This is a genomic window from Ralstonia soli (assembly GCF_023955655.1).
GTDB classification, from domain to species: Bacteria; Pseudomonadota; Gammaproteobacteria; order Burkholderiales; family Burkholderiaceae; genus Ralstonia; species Ralstonia soli.
The window spans coordinates 90,559-109,296 of the sequence record NZ_JAMXHT010000005.1 but is presented as its reverse complement, the minus strand read 5'-3'; the positions used below and the strand labels follow the sequence as shown (position 1 = coordinate 109,296).

20 protein-coding genes are annotated in these 18,738 nt (G+C 65.9%); 8 read left to right on the top strand and 12 right to left on the bottom strand.

What is annotated here, in order from left to right; all coding sequences use genetic code 11:
- The first annotated feature begins 74 nt into the window (after positions 1-74).
- Genes NG900_RS13730 through NG900_RS13715 form a run of 4 tightly spaced genes read left to right on the top strand, consistent with a single transcriptional unit; the run spans position 75 to position 4,014 of the window.
- The gene (locus NG900_RS13730) at positions 75-962 is read left to right on the top strand and encodes an ABC transporter substrate-binding protein (RefSeq protein WP_252681192.1); all 888 of its coding nucleotides are present in this window, start codon (positions 75-77) and stop codon (positions 960-962) included.
- A 53-nt stretch (positions 963-1,015) separates the two neighbouring features.
- Positions 1,016-1,729 (top strand): amino acid ABC transporter permease, encoded by a 714-nt coding sequence (locus tag NG900_RS13725; protein WP_252682133.1) that lies wholly within the window; start codon positions 1,016-1,018, stop codon positions 1,727-1,729.
- Positions 1,726-2,487, top strand: a complete 762-nt coding sequence (locus NG900_RS13720; RefSeq protein ID WP_252681190.1) for an amino acid ABC transporter permease — start codon at positions 1,726-1,728, stop codon at positions 2,485-2,487. Before NG900_RS13725 ends, NG900_RS13720 begins: the two co-directional genes overlap by 4 nt.
- A gap of 45 nt (positions 2,488-2,532) precedes the next feature.
- A complete protein-coding gene (locus NG900_RS13715) occupies positions 2,533-4,014 on the top strand; it encodes an AMP nucleosidase (RefSeq protein WP_252681187.1) in 1,482 nt (493 codons plus the stop codon).
- Between the two features lie 9 nt (positions 4,015-4,023).
- On the opposite strand, the gene NG900_RS13710 is transcribed toward NG900_RS13715, so the two are convergent.
- Positions 4,024-4,935, bottom strand: coding sequence for a LysR family transcriptional regulator (locus NG900_RS13710; RefSeq protein WP_252681184.1), 912 nt, complete (start codon positions 4,933-4,935; stop codon positions 4,024-4,026).
- Between the two features lie 198 nt (positions 4,936-5,133).
- On the opposite strand from NG900_RS13710, the gene NG900_RS13705 reads away from it, so the two are divergent.
- Entirely contained in the window at positions 5,134-6,627 is a 1,494-nt protein-coding gene (locus tag NG900_RS13705; protein WP_420804158.1) for a M20/M25/M40 family metallo-hydrolase, read from the top strand.
- Positions 6,628-6,809: 182 nt separating this feature from the next.
- On the opposite strand, the gene NG900_RS13700 is transcribed toward NG900_RS13705, so the two are convergent.
- The 8 genes from NG900_RS13700 to NG900_RS13665 all read right to left on the bottom strand — a co-directional run bounded on the left by NG900_RS13700 (position 6,810) and on the right by NG900_RS13665 (position 12,683).
- Positions 6,810-7,031: a hypothetical protein gene (locus NG900_RS13700; protein ID WP_252681179.1), complete on the bottom strand. Its 222-nt coding sequence runs from the start codon at positions 7,029-7,031 to the stop codon at positions 6,810-6,812.
- A gap of 99 nt (positions 7,032-7,130) precedes the next feature.
- A complete protein-coding gene (locus NG900_RS13695) occupies positions 7,131-7,925 on the bottom strand; it encodes a phytanoyl-CoA dioxygenase family protein (RefSeq protein ID WP_252681176.1) in 795 nt (264 codons plus the stop codon).
- A 94-nt stretch (positions 7,926-8,019) separates the two neighbouring features.
- Entirely contained in the window at positions 8,020-8,343 is a 324-nt protein-coding gene (locus NG900_RS13690; protein ID WP_252681174.1) for a copper-binding protein, read from the bottom strand.
- Between the two features lie 40 nt (positions 8,344-8,383).
- Positions 8,384-8,872 (bottom strand): cupredoxin domain-containing protein, encoded by a 489-nt coding sequence (locus NG900_RS13685; RefSeq protein WP_252681171.1) that lies wholly within the window; start codon positions 8,870-8,872, stop codon positions 8,384-8,386.
- A 37-nt stretch (positions 8,873-8,909) separates the two neighbouring features.
- Positions 8,910-10,208 carry a copper oxidase gene (locus NG900_RS13680; RefSeq protein ID WP_252681169.1) on the bottom strand — a complete coding sequence of 433 codons (1,299 nt, stop codon included), beginning with the start codon at positions 10,206-10,208 and terminating at the stop codon, positions 8,910-8,912.
- A 2-nt stretch (positions 10,209-10,210) separates the two neighbouring features.
- Positions 10,211-11,608 (bottom strand): TolC family protein, encoded by a 1,398-nt coding sequence (locus tag NG900_RS13675; protein WP_252681166.1) that lies wholly within the window; start codon positions 11,606-11,608, stop codon positions 10,211-10,213.
- 9 nt (positions 11,609-11,617) lie between these two features.
- Entirely contained in the window at positions 11,618-11,953 is a 336-nt protein-coding gene (locus NG900_RS13670) for a hypothetical protein (protein ID WP_252681163.1), read from the bottom strand.
- Between the two features lie 97 nt (positions 11,954-12,050).
- Positions 12,051-12,683, bottom strand: coding sequence for a DUF2946 family protein (locus tag NG900_RS13665; RefSeq protein ID WP_252681160.1), 633 nt, complete (start codon positions 12,681-12,683; stop codon positions 12,051-12,053).
- On the opposite strand from NG900_RS13665, the gene NG900_RS13660 reads away from it, so the two are divergent.
- Positions 12,631-13,134, top strand: a complete 504-nt coding sequence (locus tag NG900_RS13660; protein ID WP_252681158.1) for an acyl-CoA thioesterase — start codon at positions 12,631-12,633, stop codon at positions 13,132-13,134. The two genes, NG900_RS13665 and NG900_RS13660, sit on opposite strands and share 53 nt — an antisense overlap.
- Before the next feature lie 374 nt (positions 13,135-13,508).
- Here NG900_RS13660 and NG900_RS13650 read toward each other — a convergent pair whose 3' ends face one another.
- Positions 13,509-13,904, bottom strand: a complete 396-nt coding sequence (locus NG900_RS13650) for a carboxymuconolactone decarboxylase family protein (RefSeq protein ID WP_252681155.1) — start codon at positions 13,902-13,904, stop codon at positions 13,509-13,511.
- Between the two features lie 393 nt (positions 13,905-14,297).
- Here NG900_RS13650 and NG900_RS13645 point away from each other — a divergent pair, with 393 nt between their 5' ends.
- Positions 14,298-15,380, top strand: a complete 1,083-nt coding sequence (locus tag NG900_RS13645) for a calcium:cation antiporter (RefSeq protein WP_252681153.1) — start codon at positions 14,298-14,300, stop codon at positions 15,378-15,380.
- A gap of 15 nt (positions 15,381-15,395) precedes the next feature.
- Here the strand turns inward: NG900_RS13645 and NG900_RS13640 are convergent, their stop codons facing one another.
- Complete coding sequence (locus NG900_RS13640) at positions 15,396-16,211, bottom strand: SDR family NAD(P)-dependent oxidoreductase (protein ID WP_252681150.1); 816 nt, start codon at positions 16,209-16,211, stop codon at positions 15,396-15,398.
- 118 nt (positions 16,212-16,329) lie between these two features.
- Here NG900_RS13640 and NG900_RS13635 point away from each other — a divergent pair, with 118 nt between their 5' ends.
- Positions 16,330-17,271 (top strand): GlxA family transcriptional regulator, encoded by a 942-nt coding sequence (locus tag NG900_RS13635; protein ID WP_252681147.1) that lies wholly within the window; start codon positions 16,330-16,332, stop codon positions 17,269-17,271.
- A gap of 9 nt (positions 17,272-17,280) precedes the next feature.
- Here NG900_RS13635 and NG900_RS13630 read toward each other — a convergent pair whose 3' ends face one another.
- The gene (locus NG900_RS13630) at positions 17,281-18,657 is read right to left on the bottom strand and encodes an FAD-containing oxidoreductase (RefSeq protein ID WP_252681144.1); all 1,377 of its coding nucleotides are present in this window, start codon (positions 18,655-18,657) and stop codon (positions 17,281-17,283) included.
- Positions 18,658-18,738 lie beyond the last annotated feature (81 nt).

The window sequence follows — 18,738 nt, the reverse complement described above, 5'->3', positions numbered from 1 at the left end:
CTGCCAACGAATTCGTTTGCGCGATGCAGCATCCACCCTACGCTGGGGCCTCAAAAATCTTCAGGGGAGTTGTCATGCGAGCAGGTTTTTCGGAGCGTTTCTCGTTGCGGGTTCTCGCGCAGGGGTTGGCAAAATCGTCGCGGCAAGCGGCAGGGGTGGTCATCGGGGCGGCGCTGGCAGTCGCTGTGCTGCACGTGCCTGCGGCCCGGGCCGACAGGCTGGACGACATCAAAAAGGCGGGCGTGCTGCGCGTGGGCGTGTTCGACGCCAATCCGCCCTTCGGCTATGCCGACGCCAAGACTGGCCAGCCGGTCGGCCTGGATGTGGACTACGCGCAGGAAATCGCCAAAAAGCTGGGCGTGAAGCTCGAGCTGCGCGCCACCAACCCGGCCAACCGCGTGCCGCTGCTCACCTCGGGCAAGGTCGACATTGTGGCCGCCAACTTCACCATCACCGACGAGCGCAAGAAGCAGATCGACTTCAGCACGCCGTACTTCGCGAGCGGCCTGCAGTTCATCGCCAAGAAGGGCTTCCTCAAGCAGCCGGACGATCTGAAGAAGGATGGCATCCGCCTGGGCGTCGACAAGGGCACCACGCAGGAAACCACCCTGCGCGCGGGCTACGCCAACGCCCGCGTGATTGCCTATGACGATTCGCCGCTGGCGCTCACCGCCCTGCGCACCGGCGCCATCCAGGCGTTTGCGCAGGACGGCGCCAAGCTCGGCGCGCTGCTGGCCACGCTGCCCAACCGCAATGAACTGGAGATCTCGCCGTTCGTGCTCACGCGTGAAACCATGGGCATCGGCGTGCCCAAGGGCGAGACGCAACTGACCGCCACCATCGACCAGATTCTGCAGGGCCTGGAGAAGGACGGCACCGCCGGCCGCATCTACGACCGCTGGTTCGGCCCGAAGAGCGCCGCCCCGCTGCCGCGCGACTTCATCATCGGCAGCACCAAGTGAGCTTGAGCCTGCCGGCCCTCCTCCAGCCCCTGCCGCCGCGTTATCTCGGCTGGATGCTGGAGGGTTTCGGGATGACGCTGCTGGTGTCCGCTGCCGCCATCGCGGGCGGGTTGGCCATCGGCCTGCTGCTGACGGCGCTGCGCGCCAGCGCCCTGTCGTGGCTGCATCTGCCCGCGCGCGGGCTGGTGGCCTTCCTGCGCAAGACACCGCTGCTGGTGCAGCTGTTCTTCTGGTATTTCGGCGCGGCGCAGTTGCTGGGCGAAAACGTGGTCGGCGCCATCACAGGGTGGAGCGGCATCACGTTCGGCAGCTGGCGGGTGCCCGCGCCTTCGTTTGAATTCCTCTCGGCCGCCTTTGGCGTTGCCCTGTATGCGGGCGCGTTCTTCTCGGAAGAGCTGCGCGCCGGCATTCGCGCCGTGCCGCGCGGGCAGCGCGAGGCGGCGTTGTCGCTCGGTTTCACGCCGCGCGCGGCCTTCCTGCGCGTGGTGCTGCCGCAGGCGTTGCGTGTGTCGGCGCTGCCGCTGCTGGGGCAATGCGCCAACACCATCAAGAACACCTCGCTGGCCATGGGCATCGGGCTGGCGGAGCTTTCGTACAGCGCGCGGCAGGTGGAAACCGACACGCTGCTCGCCTTCCAGGCGTTTGCCGTGGCAACTGTGCTGTATGCCGGGGTGATCCTGCTGCTGCAATGGGGTGCCCCGCTGGTGCTACGACGGCTCGGGTGGGCATCTGCATCGGCGCCGCTGGCTGGTGGAGCCGCGGCATGACGATGGAAGCCATGCTGCTGCACCTGCGCTACCTGCTGGTCGGCCCGTATCCGAATGGACCGCTGGCGGGGGCGGCACTCACGCTGTGGATGGCGCTATGGGGCTGCGTGGCAGCCACGGCATTCGGCGTTGGCGCTGCGCTGCTGCTGGACAGGCTGGGCGCCACGCCCACCCTGCGCTGGCTGGCGCGTCTGCTGCGCGGGCTGCTGGCCATGCTGCGCGCCATCCCCGTACTGATGCTGATGTTCTGGGCCTATTTCCTGATCCCGATGGCGCTCGGCGTGGCGGTGCCCGAAACCGCCACCGTGGTCGCGGCATTGGCGGCCGTGGGCGCGGCCTACATCGCGCAAAGCATGGAAGCTGGCCTGCGCGCCGTCGGCGTCGGCCAGCGCAGCGCGGCGCTGGCGCTAGGCATGTCGCCCACGCAGGCGTTGCTGACCATCGTGCTGCCGCAGGCGTGGCGCATCATGCTGCCGTCGCTGGCCAACCAGTGGGTATCGACCGTCAAGGACACGTCGCTGGCCTACATCGTGGGCGTCGTGGAGCTGTCCACCGCCGCCAGCCAGGTCAACAACCGCACGGTGGCGTATCCGGCTGAAGTGTTCGGCGCGGTGGCGGTGCTGTATTTCCTGCTGTGCAGCGGCATTGAGGCCCTGCCCCACTGGCTGCGCAAGCCCACGCGGGCGCACGGCGAAATGTCGACCTGGGAGCGCTTCCTGCGCTGGCGCCTGCGCCCCGTGGCGGATGCCGTGACCTAGCCACACCGCTATCTTGCGTTCATAAAACGTCGGTATCATCAGAGCATGACCGATACCCGCGCCACCGCCCATCTCTATCCCGCGCACGACCTGGCCATCTGCACCGATGCCAGCACCGCCGTCGAGCGCATCACCGCCATCTACGAGCGCTCCGCGCAGATGGTCCGCGACCGCTTCCATGCGTTCGCGCGCGGTGAAGACTGCAGCGAAGACATCGCCGCCTGCTACCCCTACCTCGGCATCACCGTCGACCCGAAAACGCTGGTGAGCGACGCGCGGCCGGCGTGGGGCACGGTGGCGTATCCGGGCGTGTACGGCACCACGCTCACGCGGCCAGACCTCTTCCGCGATTACTACCGTGTGCAGATCGAGCGGCTGCTGCACTATCACAACAGCCCCGTGGTGGTGGGCGTGAGCAACCGGCCGATCCCGCTGCCGTTCGTCGTAGAAGCATCGACGGTAGACATCACGCCCGAACAGGCGCGCGCGCTCGGCGGCGCGTTCACGCTGCCCGATCTGTCGATGATCGACGACTCCATCGCCAACGGCACCTATCGCCCGATCGGCGATGAACCGCAGCCGCTATCGATGTTCAGCGCAGAGCGTGTCGACCTGGCCCTGCAGCGGCTGTACCACTACACCGCCACGCACCCGAAGCACTTCCAGCGCTTCGTGCTGTTCACCAACTACCAGCGCTATGTGGATGAGTTTGCCGCGCTCGGCCGCAAGCTCATGGAAGACGGCAACGACGAGGGCTACATCCGCTTTGTCGAACCCGGAGACACCGAGCACGAACTCGGCACGCCCGCCCCGGACGACTCCCACCGCATCAAAGGCCTGCCGCAGATGCCCGCGTACCACCTGGTGCGCGAAGACCGCCTGGGCGTGACGCTGGTGAACATTGGCGTGGGCCCGTCCAACGCCAAGACCATCACCGACCACCTGGCCGTGCTGCGCCCGCACTGCTGGATGATGATCGGTCACTGCGGCGGCCTACGCCGTTCGCAGCAACTCGGCGACTACGTGCTCGCCCACGCCTATGTGCGCGACGACCACGTGCTCGACCAGGACCTGCCGCCGTGGGTGCCCGTACCGCCCATCGCCGAGATCCAGGTGGCGCTGCAGGAAGCCGTGGCGCGCATCACCGGCCTCTCGGGAGCCGACATGAAATCGCGCATGCGCACCGGCACCGTGGTCTCCACCGACGACCGCAACTGGGAGCTGAAGTACCAAGCGCTGTACAGCCGCTTCAACCAGTCGCGCGCGATTGCCATCGACATGGAAAGTGCCACGATTGCCGCCAACGGCTTCCGCCTGCGCGTGCCGTACGGCACCCTGCTGTGCGTGTCGGACAAGCCGCTGCACGGCGAGTTGAAGCTGCGCGGCATGGCCAACCTGTTCTATCGCCAGCGCGTGAGCCAGCACTTGGACATCGGCATGGAGGCCGTGCGCCTGCTGCGCGAGAGCGGCGTGGAGGCGCTGCATTCGCGCAAGCTGCGCAGCTTTGACGAGCCGGCGTTCCGCTAGGCCCTGGCGTTAGTCCTGCGCCGGCAGCGCCTGGCGCAGGAACTCCAGAAAGACGCGCACCACCTCGGGCAACGTGCGGCCCGCCAGCGTCTGAAGCTCGACCGCCCGCCCGCGCATGCCGCGTTCGCGAATCTCTGCGGCATGCAATTCGCCACGCTGCACGCGATCGCGCACGGTAATCTCCCCCGCAATGGCCAGCCCGCCGCCGTACAGCACAAAGCTCAGGAGACCGTCGAAGCGGTTGCTGACGAGCACTGGCTCGAACACGAGCCCGCGATGGCTGCTTCCCATGTCGAACAACTGGCGCACCGTGTTGTCCGGCCCTGACAGCGCGATCGGAAACGGGTGCATCTGCGCGAGCGTCACACTCTGGAGCTTCGCCAACGCGTGGTCGGGCCGCATGATCGCGAACACCGAAGCACGCTGCTGATACTCCACCCGAATGCCCTGCACCGCGGCACGGCTGTAGGTGAGGCCGATATCGACGTCGCCGCGCAATACCGCCTCCGTCACGCGCAAGGGTTCTTCGGCCCGGAGATCGAACTGGATGCCCGGATGCCGCTCGCGAAACGCCGCGATGACGCGCGGCACGAACTCAATCGCAAAGCCGTCGGAGCAGGCAATGCGCACCCGCCCACGTTGCAGCCCCTGCAAGCCCTGAATCTCCGCGACCACGCGCTCGGCCTCCAGCGCTTCGCGCAATGCGTGCGCGGCCAGCAGCTCACCCGCCGCGCTGGGCGTCATGCCGCGCGGCTGCCGCTCGAACAGCGGCACACCCAACTGTTCTTCCAGGATTGCCACTTGCCGGCTGATGGCCGATGCACTGACATGCAGACGCGCCGCCGCCTCCGTCAATGAGCCACTGCGCACGACCTCGAGGAAATAGCGCAGGGACGTTTCCTGCAGACGATGGGACAACATGGACGAAGTGGGCAGACGCCAGAGCATTGCATAAATCGCAAAGGTATCCCAAGAAAATTTCAATTGTCAAAAAGGTGTCATCTCCCCACACTGCTACCGAACGTCGACCCGCCGAGCCTCTTCATGCCCCGCCACTGCACAGCACGCAACACCCTCTCGCTTCAAACTCCGCGCCGGCTGGCGTTGCTTCCCGCGTTGATGCTCGGTGCCGCCGGCCTGGCCAACGCCGCTGATCTCTCGGCGGCGGATGCCGAGCGCTACGCACAAGGCACGTACCGCGAATACTTCGAGGTGCTGTCGCTGCCCAACGACGCCATCGCGCCGGAAGACATCCGGAAGAACGCCGACTGGCTCGAACAGGCGTTCCGCAAACGCGGCTTCACGACAAAGCAGTTGGCGAACAACGGCAAACCAATGCTCTTTGCCGAGCTGCCCAACCCCGATGCCGCGCGCAAGACCGTGCTGTTCTACATGCACATGGACGGCCAGCCGGTGATCCCCACGCAGTGGGCGCAGAAGAGCCCGTGGACGCCCGTGCTCAAGCACAAGACGGCGCAGGGCAACTGGGAGGAGATCGATTCGGCGCAACTCTTCAAGGGGCCGCTGGACCCCGAGTGGCGTGTGTTCGGCCGCGCTTCGGCCGACGACAAGGGCCCGATCATGATGATGCTGGCCGCCATCGACGCGCTGAAGGCCACAGGCGGCCAGCCCGCAGTCAACGTCAAGGTGATCCTCGACAGCGAGGAAGAGAAAGGTTCGCCGTCGATCAGCAAGATCATGCAGACAAACCGTGACCTGCTGCGCTGCGATGCCATCGTCATCCACGACGGCCCCATGCACGCGACCAACCTGCCGACGCTGATTTTCGGCAACCGCGGCGCGGCCGATGCCAAACTCACCGTCTACGGGGGCAAGGTGCCGTTGCACAGCGGGCACTACGGCAACTACGCGCCCAACCCGGCGCAGCGGCTGGCGAGCCTGCTGGCAACGATGAAGAACGACGATGGCCGCGTGACCATCCCGGGCTACTACGACCACGTCAAGATCAGCGAGGCCGACCGCAAGGTCATGGCCGCCGTGCCCGACGACGAGGCCGCGCTGACCAAGCGCCTGGGCATTGCGCATGCGGACAAGGTTGGCGCCAATTACCAGGAGGCGATGCAGTACCCGTCATTGAACGTACGCGGCATGGCCGCCGCCGCGGTGGGCGACAAGGTGGCGAACATCGTGCCTGACAAGGCCGTCGCCGAGCTGGACCTGCGCACCACGCCAGACTCCAGCGCAGCCTACCTCGGCAAGCTGATCGAACAGCACATCGTGCGCCAGGGCTACCACCTCGTGAAGACCACGCCGACGGACGAAGAACGCAGCCGCTACGACAAGCTCGCCAGCTTCTCGTACCAGAGCGAAGGCGCCGACGCCGCCGGCTCACCGATCGATTCAGCCGTTGGTAAATGGGCCTATCAGTCGCTGACGGACACGTTTGGCACTGCGCCTGCACCGGTCCGCATCCGCATGATGGGCGGGACCGTGCCTACCGCCGAGATCGTGGGCGTGCTGCAGGTGCCCTTCGCGATCATTCCGCTGGTCAATGCCGACAACAACCAGCATGCCGCCAACGAGAACCTGCGCATGGGCAACTACGTGAGCGGCGTGCGCACCGTCTATAGCCTGCTCACGCATCCGCTTTGACGGCGAGGTCGCCCCTGAGCCGCACTTGAGCCGAGCCTCGGCCGCCAAGTGCGCTAGACGGGGCGCAAACGCCGCGACTAGGGGCATCGAACCGGCCACCACGGCCGCGGCAAGCGCAACAAACACGCATGTAGAAACAGAAACGCCCGCTGGGGAAGGCGGGCGTTTTTGTTTGACCGAGGCTAGTGCGGCAAGCTGGACAATCGGTGTTCCGCCAACAGCACACTGGCGCTTAAGGCAAGCTGGGCCGAGATAAACCCTTCCGGCATCTCCACGTCTTCCCAATCGCACACGATATGGCCAGCGCGGCAGACCTGGAAACGAGCCGTCCAACGACGATCATCGCGTTGCAACGGATCGATGAAGATGACATGCGCTCCGTGTGTCACTTCCTGAATTGGCATGGTGGTTTCCCCGTCTCGTCATTATTGAAAGTCCACCTTAGCAAAGGCGCGTGACACAAATCTGTCCGCCGCCCACCTACAAATGGGGGAGGGCCAACGTCAACCGACCAGCGGATCAGGCCGTGCGGACGATCGCGTGCCGGGCATCGGGTAATTCCCTGGGCCGTAATAGGTAAACACCGCCGAAAATTTGACCGCACCCGTCTGGTTGGCGCGCGCCGCATGGAACGTGTTGCAGTGGAAAAGCAGCACGTCGCCGGGCAACAGCGGCACGGGGCGGGCCGTGTCGATCAGGGCGCGGTTCTCGGGCAGTTCCTGCCGCAGGAACAGCTTGGCGTCAAAACGGTCTGCGGGCAGCTCCAGCTTGTGGCTGCCGGGAATGACCCACAGGCAGCCGTTGTCGACCGTCTCTTCCACCAGCGCCAGCCATGACGACACCAGTTCGTTACGCGCGAACGACCAGTAGCGGCTGTCGCGGTGCCAATGCGTGGCGGTGCCGAACGCCGGGTGCTTCGTCATCACGCAATTGTGGTGCGCAAGCGAAAGGTGCACCGGGCCGCCGATCAACTGCGCAATCGCACCGGCCACGTGTGGGTCACGCGCCCATTCGGTGTAAGGCGTGCCGCGCGAATCGGCATCGAGCAGGCGGCGCACGGTCTGGCCACCTTCGGCTTCGCGCGAGGCGGGTGCACCTGCATAGCCGACGTCGGTTTCCAGTTCCACCGGCGCTGCCGCTCGGGCCAGACCGTCCTGTGCGGCCGCAAGCAGCGCGGCACTCGTCTGCTGACTGGCAAAGCCGCGCAGCACGATATAGCCGTGCTCGTTGAAAAAGGCTTGTTGCTCATCGGAAAGCGGATGGGCGTGGGTGGCGGTGGAAGAAACAGACGCGGTCATGACGGAAAAAACGTGCAAAGACGGCCAAAGAGGAAGAGTGTAACGCGCCGCCGCCGGCAGCGCCGGCCCGCTTCCCTTGTACCAACGCAGCAGCCTAGTTGGCCTCCAACACCGTCACGGTCAGCGCGCCGTTCACCTTCTCGGCGACAAAGTGCACCTTGCTGCCAACGTGCACCTGCGTGAGCATCGCCGGATCCTGCACGCGGAAGACCATCGTCATCGGTTCCATGCCGAGGTTGTCGAGCGGGCCGTGCTTGATGGTGAGCTTGCCGGCGACGGTGTCGATCTTCTTGATCTCGCCTTCGGACATGGGTGCGGCGGTTGTGGCTGCCGGTGCAGAAGCAGCATCTTCCGCCGCGTGGACAAGGGGTGCGACGCCTAGCAGCGCGGCCAGCATCAGGGCATGGCGAATGGACATGTTGGGCTCCTCGTTGAAACAAAAGTGGAAAAAGAAAAGCTCAGGACTGGTTTGCGCGCACCTGCACGGCGCCACGCATGCCGGCCTCGAAGTGGCCCGGCTGCAGACAGGCGAAGTCCACCGTGCCGGCCTGGGTGAAACGCCAGATGATCTCGCCGCGCTGACCAGGGTCGACGGTGATGGCATTGCCGTCGGCGTGTTCCATCTCCGGGTGTTTGCGCATCTGCTCGGCGTGGGCGAGCAGCTCGGCCGGCGTGCCGAGCGTCATCTCGTGCCGCACGCGGCCGCTGTTGATGACTTCAAAGCGAATCGTCTCACCACGCTGCACGGTAATCTGCGCGGGGTTGAAGCGCATGGTGTCGGCCATGTCGACGCGCACGGTGCGCGTGATGTGTGCGGCATCACCAGGTTCGCCGATGGCAGCATCTCCATGGTCATGCCCACCGGCGTGATTGCCTGCTGCGTGGGCGATGGCGGCCATCGACATCAGCGTGGCCAGAACGGCGCAGCGGATCAGGTTGCGTTGCATAGCGTGTCTCGCATCTCGTATTCAGAACAGAAGAGGTTCAGTTGTCGGCATCGTTGCCGGTGTATTCGTAGGCGACGGTGCCCTTGGGGTGCTTGTACCAACCGGGGTCGGCGTAGCTGTTGCGCGGCAGATCGCGCCGCACCTTCATCACGGTGAACATGCCGCCCATTTCGATGGCGCCGAAGGGGCCCTGCCCTGTCATCATCGGCAGGGTGTTGTCGGGCAGCGGCATTTCCATCTCGCCCATGTCGGCCATGCCGGCCTGGCCCATGCCCATGTAGTCGGGCACCAGCGCATTCATCTTCTTGGCGAGGTCTTTCTGCTGCACGCCGATCATGGTCGGCACGTTGTGCCCCATGGCGTTCATCGTGTGGTGCGACTTGTGGCAGTGGAAGGCCCAGTCGCCGGGGTTGTCGGCAACGAACTCGATGGCACGCATCTGGCCCACGCCAATGTCCACCGTCACCTCGGGCCAGCGTGCACTGGGCTGGACCCAGCCGCCATCCGTGCCGGCCACCTCGAACGTATGGCCGTGCACGTGCATCGGGTGATTCGTCATCGTGAGGTTGCCCATGCGGATGCGCACGCGGTCGCCCAGGCGCACGGGCAGCGGATCAATGCCGGGGAAGACGCGGCTGTTCCACGTCCACATGTTGAAGTCGGTCATCTCCGCCACGCGCGGCGTATACGAGCCGGGGTCGATGTCGTAGGCAGCGAGCAGGAAGACGAAGTCGCGGTCCACGCGATGCTGCGCGGGGTCTTTGGGGTGCACGACGATAAAGCCCATCATGCCCATCGCCATCTGCACCATCTCGTCGGAATGCGGGTGGTACATGAAGGTGCCGGACTTCTTCATCTCGAACTCGTAGACGAAGGTCTTGCCGGGCGGAATGTGCGGCTGCGAGAGGCCGCCCACGCCGTCCATGCCGGCGGGCAGGATCATGCCGTGCCAGTGCACCGTGGTGTGCTCGGGCAGCTTGTTGGTGACGAAGATGCGCACGCGGTCGCCTTCCACGCATTCGATCGTGGGGCCTGGGCTCTGGCCGTTGTAGCCCCACAGGTGGCCCGTCATGCCGGGCGCGAATTCGCGCTCGACCGGTTCGGCCACGAGGTGGAACTCCTTCCAACCGCCGCGCATACGCCAGGGCAGCGTCCAGCCATTGAGCGTGACGACGGGGTTGTAGGGCCGGCCATTGGGCGGCGCGAGCGGCGGCTGCGTGGCGGGTTTCGATTGCAGCGGCGCTTCGGGCAACGAGGCGGCGCCAGCGCGCGAGACCATCGCCGCGCCCAGCATGGCCGCGCCCGTGCCACCGAGAAATTGACGTCGGGAAACCATGTTCAGTGTCCTTGAGGATGCGTGGGTGCGGGGGCTTCGGCCGGCGGCAGCTTTCCGCCCAGCGCCATCTGCAGATCGGTCTGCGCGATCCAGTAGCCGCGCAGCGCGTCGATGTAGCCGTTCACCGCATTCACCTGCTCGCGTGCATCGGCCAACAGCTCGAACACGCTCACGAGCATGCCGTTGTAGCGCAGCAGCATCTCGTCGGAGATCGTCTTGCGCAGCGGCACGACCTCGTCGCGGTAGTGGCGCGTGAGGTCGTACGCGGTCTGGTAGCGCACGTACGATTCGCGCACTTCGGAGCGCGCGCGCACGGCCGTGTCCGCAAGCTGATCGGCGGCCTGCATGTAGATCGCCTGCGCGCGCGCCACACGGGCACCACCCCAGTCGAATAGCGGAATCTCGAGGCCGATCTCGTAGCCGGTTTCGCGCGGCTCGTTCGATTTGCTGTTGCGCACGTAGCCGAGGTCCAGCACGTTGATGAAGCGCGTGGCCTGCGTGAGGCCCAGCGACGATGCGAGCCCTTCCACCTGCAACTTGCCGGCCTGGATATCGAGCCGGTTTCGCAGCGCGTAGGCCTCGATCTGCTGCAATTCCGGGCGGTCCTTCGGCAGGTCTGGCAGGCGCTCCGGCAGCTTGAAGCCGGTGTCCGCGCCCCACAAACCAAGCTGGCGAATCAACGCCTCGCGCTCGGCCTGTGCTTGCTGGCGTGTGCGTGCGAGCGTGGCCGTCGCTTCCGCATAGAAGGCTTGCTCGCGTGCGCGGTTGAGCTTGCTGAAGTTGCCTGCTGCGGCCAGCCGTTTGGCAAATTCAGCGCCCGCCTCGGCGGCCTGCTGAACCTGCTCGGCATAGCGTGCAGACTGCTCGGCGGCCACAGCGTTGACGTACGCACGGCGCGTGTCGGCCGCCACCTGCAACATCTGATTGGCGGTCAGCAACTTGGTCTGCTCGAAGTAGCGCCCCTCGATGCGCGCGGCCATCGGTAGCGTGAGCAGGCTCAGGAACGACAGCGAGAACGTGCGCTCGATCGACAAATCATCGCCGCTGCGCGTGCGCTTGAAGCTGAAGCCGGGATTGGGCAAGCGGCTGGCCTGCACGAGCGCGGCTTCGGACAGGCCGAGTTCCGCGTACGAAGCCTGCAGCCCGCGGTTATTCAGCAGCGCGATCTGCACCGCACTGTCCATCGTCAGCGGCTGGGCGAGCAGCTCCTGCGTGCGCTGGGCGGCGCTGTCGCGTGCCTCGGGCGAGCGCTGCCAGGTGGCGTCCTTGCCGAGCCGGTCGCGTGCCACATCGGCGACGGTCTTGAAGCCGCTGTCTTGCGTGATGGTGGCGCAGCCGCCCAACAGCAGCGTCGCGGCCAGCGCGGACAAGGCGAGGCGGCGTGTAGAAGTGTTCAACATGGCGCCTCCTCAGTGGTGATGCATGCCGGGCATGGCATCGCCGGCAGGCTTGGCTGGAGAGGCGACCGGCGCGCTCGCGGGCATCGCGTGCCCCGCATGACCATCGTGCGCGGAGGCGCCCGACTTGGGCGTGACAGCCGCGTTGGTCTCGTGCCAGGAGGCGGGGCCCGTATCGCGATACGCGTGATAGCTGTCGAATGTGCGCGGTGCGGCGGCCGCAGGCACTACCGCATCCGCGTTCAAGGGGTCAGGTGCAGCAGCAGGCGCCGACACACCTTGCGCCAATGCCCATGGCGACGCCAGCGCAAGCAGCGCCAGGGCCACGAACCATCGTGTGGAAAGCATGAGAAACCTCGATCAAGCGTGATGACGCACGGCACGTATGGCGAAAGCCAAGGCCGTGAAACCGGAAGCCAGACCTTCTATGGACGGACTGGTGGCGTCAGACGCGAATCGAGGGTGGACGTTGCAGCGCTTCGGGGATGAAGCTGCGGAAGGAAACAGAGCCTGCACGCGGCGCGGCGGCAGGCAGCGTGATCAGCGGCACGCCAAGGCTGGCGGCCAGCGGAACAACCGAACCAAGCGAACAGGCCGCGCAGATCGGGCAGGTCTTGCAGTGCGACTGTGTTGGGGCCTTGGTGTCGCCATCGGCCATCATGCCGGCCATGGCCTCTTCGTGCTCGTGGCAGGCGTCGGACATGACGGCGCTGTTATCCGCCGGCATGGTCATGGCAACCGCGGCGTCATCCGTCGCACCGGCGTGCGCCATCATGGCCGTCGCGGCAAACCCTTGCAGGGGGAGTGCCAGGACAACCAGCCAGAGCAGGAGGCGCGTCAGCAAGCGGTGCATCGAAAGGCAGGCGGGGCCGAAAATCGTTTGCGGCAGAAACCGATAGTGTAGCGCGATGCCACCAAATTTCGCGCAATGCAGCACAAGGTGAGTCGGCCACGGCACAATGGCACCCTGCTCCGTACCCATTTCTGCGTCCCGCTTTCCCCCATCTTTCGGTTTCAACGCCCCCATGAATACGCAATCCCACCAGCTCAGCATGACCGTGCTGATGACGCCCGACATGGCCAACTTTTCCGGCAACGTGCACGGCGGCCACATCCTCAAGCTGCTCGACCAGGTTGCCTATGCATGCGCGAGCCGCTATGCAGGCCGCTACGTCGTCACGCTGTCGGTGGACCAGGTGGTGTTCCGCCAGCCGATCCACGTGGGCGAACTGGTGACGTTCCTCGCGTCGGTCAACTACACCGGCCGCACGTCGATGGAAATCGGCATCAAGGTGGTCACGGAGAACATCCGCAACCAGGTCGTGCGCCACACCAACAGCTGCTACTTCACCATGGTGGCCGTGGACGACGACGGCAAACCCGCCGACGTGCCACCACTGGCGCCCGCCAACGCTGAAGAGAAGGAGCGCTTCGAAGCTGCCCAGCAGCGCCGCGCCCTGCGCCAGGAAATGGAAGCCCGCCACAAGGCGATCAAGGCGACGTACACCACGCCGGGCACGCCCAATTAAGCAGCCAATCGGGGCCGATCAAGAGGGGCCAATTCAAGCGAGGATTGAATCCGGCATCGGCGCCACGTCTTGGCACCTCGCCAGTTTTTGCCTACGCAGGCAGCAGTGGACGGCGAACCGCGTGGTATCGCGATCAGGCATCGTTATCCACAGGCTTACCCACTGTTTCTGTGGATAACGCGAGGCGCTTGCGCAAACGCCCCGCTAAGCCGGTCCACGCAAGAATGCCAGCACGGCGCCATTGAATAGCGCCGGCCGCTGCAACGGCGCGAACTGGCTCACCACAGGCAACGTCACAAGCTGCACGCCGGGAATCGTCCGCGCCAGATACCGCGTGTTCGGGCTGGATGAAGGCGGGCATACGTGGCTCCGTGTCAGCGTTCCGCTTCGATCGTCACACCGAGTTCGTTGAGCACTTCGCGTGCAGAGCGAAATGCCTCGATGGCGGCCGGCGCACCAGCATAGATGGCGCTGTGCAGCAGCACTTCGCGGATCTCCACCGCTGTCGCGCCGTTGTTGATGGCGCCCCGCACGTGGCCCTTGAGCTCGGTGCTGCGGCCCAGCGCGGCGAGCATCGCGCACGTGCACAGGCTGCGCGTCTTGAGATCGATGCCCTCGCGCTGCCACGTGCTGCCCCAGGCGTGCTCGTTGAGCCAGTCCTGCAGCGGCGCCGAGAAGGCATCCAGCCCGCTCATTGCGCGTTCGACAAACGCATCGCCCATCACCTGCGCACGGCGTGCGCGTCCTGCTTGCTTGTCTTGCTCTGCCACGATGCCCTCCTCCGTTTTGAAAATCGATGGCGCGTTGCGCGACTGATCAGGGCGATCAGGTTGGCTTGACCGGCCACAGCCTCAGCGCCGCGTTGCGGAAAATTCTAGCCTCGGCAGCTTCCACGCAGCCGATGCAAATTTTCGTCCCAAACATGTCACTTCAGAGCACGGCTGCCCCTTGCACCCCAGGGGCTCAGCGAGGGCCCGCACGCCGCGCAGGCTGCCTGATATGCGTAGAAAGCACCAAGATGCACGCGGTTCCCGGCGACTTTGACGGTATGACGCGTTGTGCATGTGCAGGCCAATGCTCCGCACATGCTTTATATTCGGGTCACATCGTATCCACCCCTTCGCTGCCCCCGTCGGCGTTGAGGCAACAACAAGGAGAATTCCGTGGCCCCGTCTTCCAACAAGCTGCCCGCCTGGACGGTCGCCGCCCCGCTGCTCGCGTGGGTGGTTCTGGTGGCCGGCTCGCTCATGACCCCGCCCGGCTGGCTGATCGCGCTGATGGCGCTTGCACTGGCCGGCGCCGTCTTCGCCGCCGTGCACCACGCCGAGGTGGTGGCGCACAAGGTGGGCGAACCCTTCGGCACGCTGGTCCTGGCCATTGCCGTGACAGTGATCGAGGTTGCGCTGATCGTCTCGGTCATGCTGTCTTCCGGGCCCGAGAAGGCGGGGCTGGCGCGCGACACCGTTTTTGCCGCCGTCATGATTATCTGCAACGGCATCGTGGGCCTGTGCCTGTTCGTCGGCGGCCTGCGCCATCGTGAGCAGGCCTTCCAGGCGCCGGGCGCCAACGCCGCGCTGGCCGTGCTGGCGGCACTCGTCACGCTGACGATGGTGCTGCCCAACTACACGAGTTCCACGCCGGGCCCGGTGCTGACATCGTCGCAGCTTGCGTTTGCCGGGATCACCTCGCTGGTGCTGTACGGGTGCTTCGTGATCGTGCAGACCATCCGCCACCGAGACTACTTCCTCGCCGAAGGCCCGAATGAAGACGTGCATGCGCCGCCGCCGCCGGGGCGCATCGCAGCCTTCAGCGCAGTGCTGCTGATGGTGTCGCTGGTAGCCGTGGTCGGGTTGGCCAAGATCCTGTCGCCGTCGGTGGAAGCCGCGCTATTGAGCGCTGGAGCGCCGGCGGCAGCCGTCGGTATCGTGATCGCCGCGCTGGTGCTGCTGCCCGAAGGGCTGGCCGCCATGCGCGCCGCCAATGCCGATCGCATCCAGACCAGCCTGAACCTGGCGCTGGGCTCGGCGCTGGCCAGCATCGGGTTGACCATCCCCACGGTGGCCGCCGTCTTCATCTGGATCGGCCGCCCGCTGGAACTGGGGCTCGGGCCGAAGGAAATGGTCCTGCTGGCGCTCACGCTCATCGTGTCGGCACTCACGCTCGGCAAGGGCCGCACGACAATCCTGCAGGGCGTGGTGCACGTGGCGATCTTCGCGTCGTACCTGTTTCTCTCGATCGTGCCCTGAGCGGCCTCCACCGCCTCACACTGCAACCTCCCGCCCGACGCCGTAGCGCTGCGCCGGCGTCTGGCGCGAGAGGTTCGGCCTCAGCGCCTGCCGCGCGCCTTCGAACGCGTTCCAGTCCGCCAGCTCCGGCAGCGACGGGATCGTGACCAGTTCTCCCTGATCCAGCCCCGCCAATGCGGCGTCGACCATGTCTTCAGACGTCATGACGATGTTCTGCGGCAGATGGCTCACGGGCGTGCCCGCCACGTCCCAGAACTCGGTGCTGGTCGCGCCCGGCAACACTGCCTGCACACGCACGCCACGGCCGGCCAGCTCGTGGTGCAGCGACTGCGTGAGCGCCAGCACGTAGGCCTTCGTCCCGCCATACACGCCGTTGAGGGTTTCCGGCGACACGGCGACGATCGACGAAATGTTCACGATGGTCCCGCCGCCGCGCGCCAGCATGCCGGGCACCACCGCGTGTGCCAGGTGCGTAAGCGCGGTCACATTCAGCGTGATCATCGCGTCCATCTTGGCCATGTCCGAATCGACAAACGCCGATGTTGCACCCACGCCGGCATTGTTGACGAGCAACGTGATGCGGGCGTCGCTGCGCAGCACGTCTTCCACGGTACGCACGTCTTCCGGGTTGCCGAGATCGGCCACCACCGTTCGCACATGCCGCCCGGTTTCCAGCGTCAGTCGCGCGGCCAGCGTGGCCAGCCGCTCGCGGTTGCGTGCCACGAGAATGAGGTCGTATCCGCGCGCTGCCAGCCGCTGCGCATAGACGGCGCCAATCCCCGATGACGCGCCGGTGATCAGGGCGGTGCCCCGGGTTGCGATGGTGTTCATGTCGGTTCTCCAGTCAGTGATGGCCCGGCGGGCGCCGGTACATGAACGCCATCTTAGAAATGTGCGATCATGTCCTCAATGACATAGATGCAACCTTTTAGGTCACGGGCGGTGTGTGATGAAAAAGACGATCGGGATCGTGCTGTATCCGGGCTTCCAGGTGCTGGGGCTGGCGGTGTCTACCGTGTTCGAATTTGCCAATGCAACCATCGGGCGCGACGAATATGCGGTGACACTGGTGTCCGAGCATGGCGGCAGTGTCCCCTCGTCGATGGGCTTCGGTATCGATACGGCGCCACTCAAGGGCCGCAAATTCCACACGCTGATCGTCAGCGGCGACAGCGACGGCACGCCGCAGGCGGGGGGCGTAACGCAGTACGTTCGCCACGCGCTGCGATCGGCTGAGCGCGTGGCTGCAACGTGCACCGGCGCGTTCGTGCTGGCCGAGGCCGGGTTGCTGGACGGCCGCCGCGCAACCACGCACTGGCACTTTGCGTGCACGCTGCAGCGCGACTATCCGAACGTGAAGGTAGAGGAAGACCGCATCTTCATCGTCGATGGCCCGATCTGGACATCCGCCGGCGCCACGGCCGGCATTGACCTCGCGCTGGCACTCGTGGAGCACGACCTGGGCGCCGAAACCGCGCGGCTGGTCGCCAAGAAGCTGGTGGTGTATCACCGCCGCGCCGGCGGGCAATCGCAGTTCTCGGCGCTGCTGGAACTCGATCCGAAATCCGATCGTGTGCAGACGGCGCTGTCGTACGCCAAATCGAACCTGACGGCGCGGCTGTCGGTGGAAGACCTTGCGGAAGTCGCGCATCTGAGCCCCCGCCAGTTCAGCCGCGTGTTCCGCGAAGAAACCGGGCAGTCGCCGGCGCGCGCCATCGAACACCTGCGACTGGAAGCCGCGCGCCTGATGATGGAAAGCGGGCGGCATCCGATTGAAGTCATCGTGCGGGAAACCGGCTTTGGCGACCGCGAGCGCATGCGGCGCTCGTTCCTGCGGGCGTATGGGCAGTCGCCGCAGGCCATGCGGCGGCTGGCGGCGGGGTCGATGTAGCGCGCGCGCCTACACCGGCTCCATGCTCTGCAGCAGCGTGGGGATCAGCTCCGACACCGTCGGGTGGATGTGCATGGCGCGGCTGATCGTGGTGTACGGCGCCTTCGCAGCCATGACGTCCAGGATCGAATGCACCGCCTCGTCGCCGCCCACGCCCAGGATCGACGCACCCAGAATCTCGTGTGTTTGCGCATCGACCACCACGCGCATGAAGCCCTGGCTCTCACCCTTTTCCACCGCGCGGCCCACGCGCGTCATCGGGCGGTTGCCAACCAGCAGCTTGCGCCCCGATTGCTTGGCTTCCGTCAGCGACATGCCGACGCGCGCGAGCGGCGGGTCGATGTACATGGCGTACGCCTGGATGCGGTCCGACACCTTGCGCGGATCATCGTCCAGCAGATTGGCCGCCACGATCTCGTAGTCGTTGTAGGAGGTGTGCGTGAACGCGCCGCGACCATTGCAGTCGCCCATGGCCCAGATGCCGGGCACGTTCGTGCGCAGTTGGTCATCCACGCGGATGTTGCCGCGCGCATCTAGCTCAACGCCGGCCTTGTCGAGGCCCAGATCATCGGTATTGGGCACACGCCCGACCGCCATCAACAGATGCGAGCCCGACACTTCACGCGCGCCGCTGCCGCAGTCCAGCCCGACGACGACGTTGCCGCCATCGCGGCGCACGCTCAGGCAGTTGGCATCGGCCTGCACGTCGATACCCTCGGCCTCCAGGATGTCGCGCACGGCCTGCGAGACGTCTTCGTCTTCGCGCGCAATCAGCCGCGGGCCTTTCTCGACGATGGTCACGCGCGAGCCGAAGCGGCGGAACATCTGGCCGAACTCGAGCCCGACGTAGCTCCCCCCGATCACGACGAGGTGCTCGGGCAGGAAGTCCACATCCATCATGGTCGAGTTGGTGAGATAGGGCACCTGATCGAGCCCCGGCATCGGTGGCACCAACGCACGGCCGCCGACGTTGATGAAGATGCGCTCGGCTTCGAGCAGATCATTGCCGACGCGCACGGTGCGCGGGCTTTCGAAACGGGCATGGCCCTGGAAGATGGTGCCGTGCTCTAGGCCGCGCACCCATTGCTCCACATTGTGGTTGGAGCGGCCGGAAATCTCGTCCTTGCGGGCCTTCACGCGGCGCATGTCGACCGTGACACCGCCGTTGATGACCACGCCGTACTCGGCTGCGCGCTGCGCCATGCGCGCCGCATAGGCGCTGGCCACCATGGCCTTCGTGGGAATACAGCCGGTGTTGACGCACGTGCCGCCAAAGCGGCCGCGCTCGATGACGGCGACCTTCATGCCCGCGCCGGACAACCGCGCGGCCAGCGGCGGGCCGGCCTGCCCGGTGCCGATGATGATGGCGTCGAAGCGTTGCGTCATGGCGCTCTCCTTCGTCTGCGTGTCGATCGCGACCGTCCTGATATGGTAGGCGGCCCGTGCGGCAACGGCGCCCCATTTTGG

Excerpts from the sequence above, each read along its gene's own strand:
- NG900_RS13720 (WP_252681190.1), top strand. The coding sequence starts at position 1,726 with ATGACGATGGAAGCCATGCTGCTGCACCTGCGCTACCTGCTGGTCGGC.
- NG900_RS13675 (WP_252681166.1), bottom strand. The coding sequence starts at position 11,608 with ATGTTGAACACTTCTACACGCCGCCTCGCCTTGTCCGCGCTGGCCGCG.
- NG900_RS13670 (WP_252681163.1), bottom strand. The coding sequence starts at position 11,953 with ATGCTTTCCACACGATGGTTCGTGGCCCTGGCGCTGCTTGCGCTGGCG.
- NG900_RS13700 (WP_252681179.1), bottom strand. The coding sequence starts at position 7,031 with ATGCCAATTCAGGAAGTGACACACGGAGCGCATGTCATCTTCATCGAT.
- NG900_RS13685 (WP_252681171.1), bottom strand. The coding sequence starts at position 8,872 with ATGCAACGCAACCTGATCCGCTGCGCCGTTCTGGCCACGCTGATGTCG.
- NG900_RS13715 (WP_252681187.1), top strand. The coding sequence starts at position 2,533 with ATGACCGATACCCGCGCCACCGCCCATCTCTATCCCGCGCACGACCTG.
- NG900_RS13730 (WP_252681192.1), top strand. The coding sequence starts at position 75 with ATGCGAGCAGGTTTTTCGGAGCGTTTCTCGTTGCGGGTTCTCGCGCAG.
- NG900_RS13725 (WP_252682133.1), top strand. The coding sequence starts at position 1,016 with ATGCTGGAGGGTTTCGGGATGACGCTGCTGGTGTCCGCTGCCGCCATC.
- NG900_RS13710 (WP_252681184.1), bottom strand. The coding sequence starts at position 4,935 with ATGTTGTCCCATCGTCTGCAGGAAACGTCCCTGCGCTATTTCCTCGAG.
- NG900_RS13640 (WP_252681150.1), bottom strand. The coding sequence starts at position 16,211 with ATGAACACCATCGCAACCCGGGGCACCGCCCTGATCACCGGCGCGTCA.
- NG900_RS13705 (WP_420804158.1), top strand. The coding sequence starts at position 5,134 with ATGCTCGGTGCCGCCGGCCTGGCCAACGCCGCTGATCTCTCGGCGGCG.
- NG900_RS13635 (WP_252681147.1), top strand. The coding sequence starts at position 16,330 with ATGAAAAAGACGATCGGGATCGTGCTGTATCCGGGCTTCCAGGTGCTG.
- NG900_RS13695 (WP_252681176.1), bottom strand. The coding sequence starts at position 7,925 with ATGACCGCGTCTGTTTCTTCCACCGCCACCCACGCCCATCCGCTTTCC.
- NG900_RS13680 (WP_252681169.1), bottom strand. The coding sequence starts at position 10,208 with ATGGTTTCCCGACGTCAATTTCTCGGTGGCACGGGCGCGGCCATGCTG.
- NG900_RS13665 (WP_252681160.1), bottom strand. The coding sequence starts at position 12,683 with ATGTCGGGCGTCATCAGCACGGTCATGCTGAGCTGGTGGGATTGCGTA.
- NG900_RS13660 (WP_252681158.1), top strand. The coding sequence starts at position 12,631 with ATGAATACGCAATCCCACCAGCTCAGCATGACCGTGCTGATGACGCCC.
- NG900_RS13630 (WP_252681144.1), bottom strand. The coding sequence starts at position 18,657 with ATGACGCAACGCTTCGACGCCATCATCATCGGCACCGGGCAGGCCGGC.
- NG900_RS13690 (WP_252681174.1), bottom strand. The coding sequence starts at position 8,343 with ATGTCCATTCGCCATGCCCTGATGCTGGCCGCGCTGCTAGGCGTCGCA.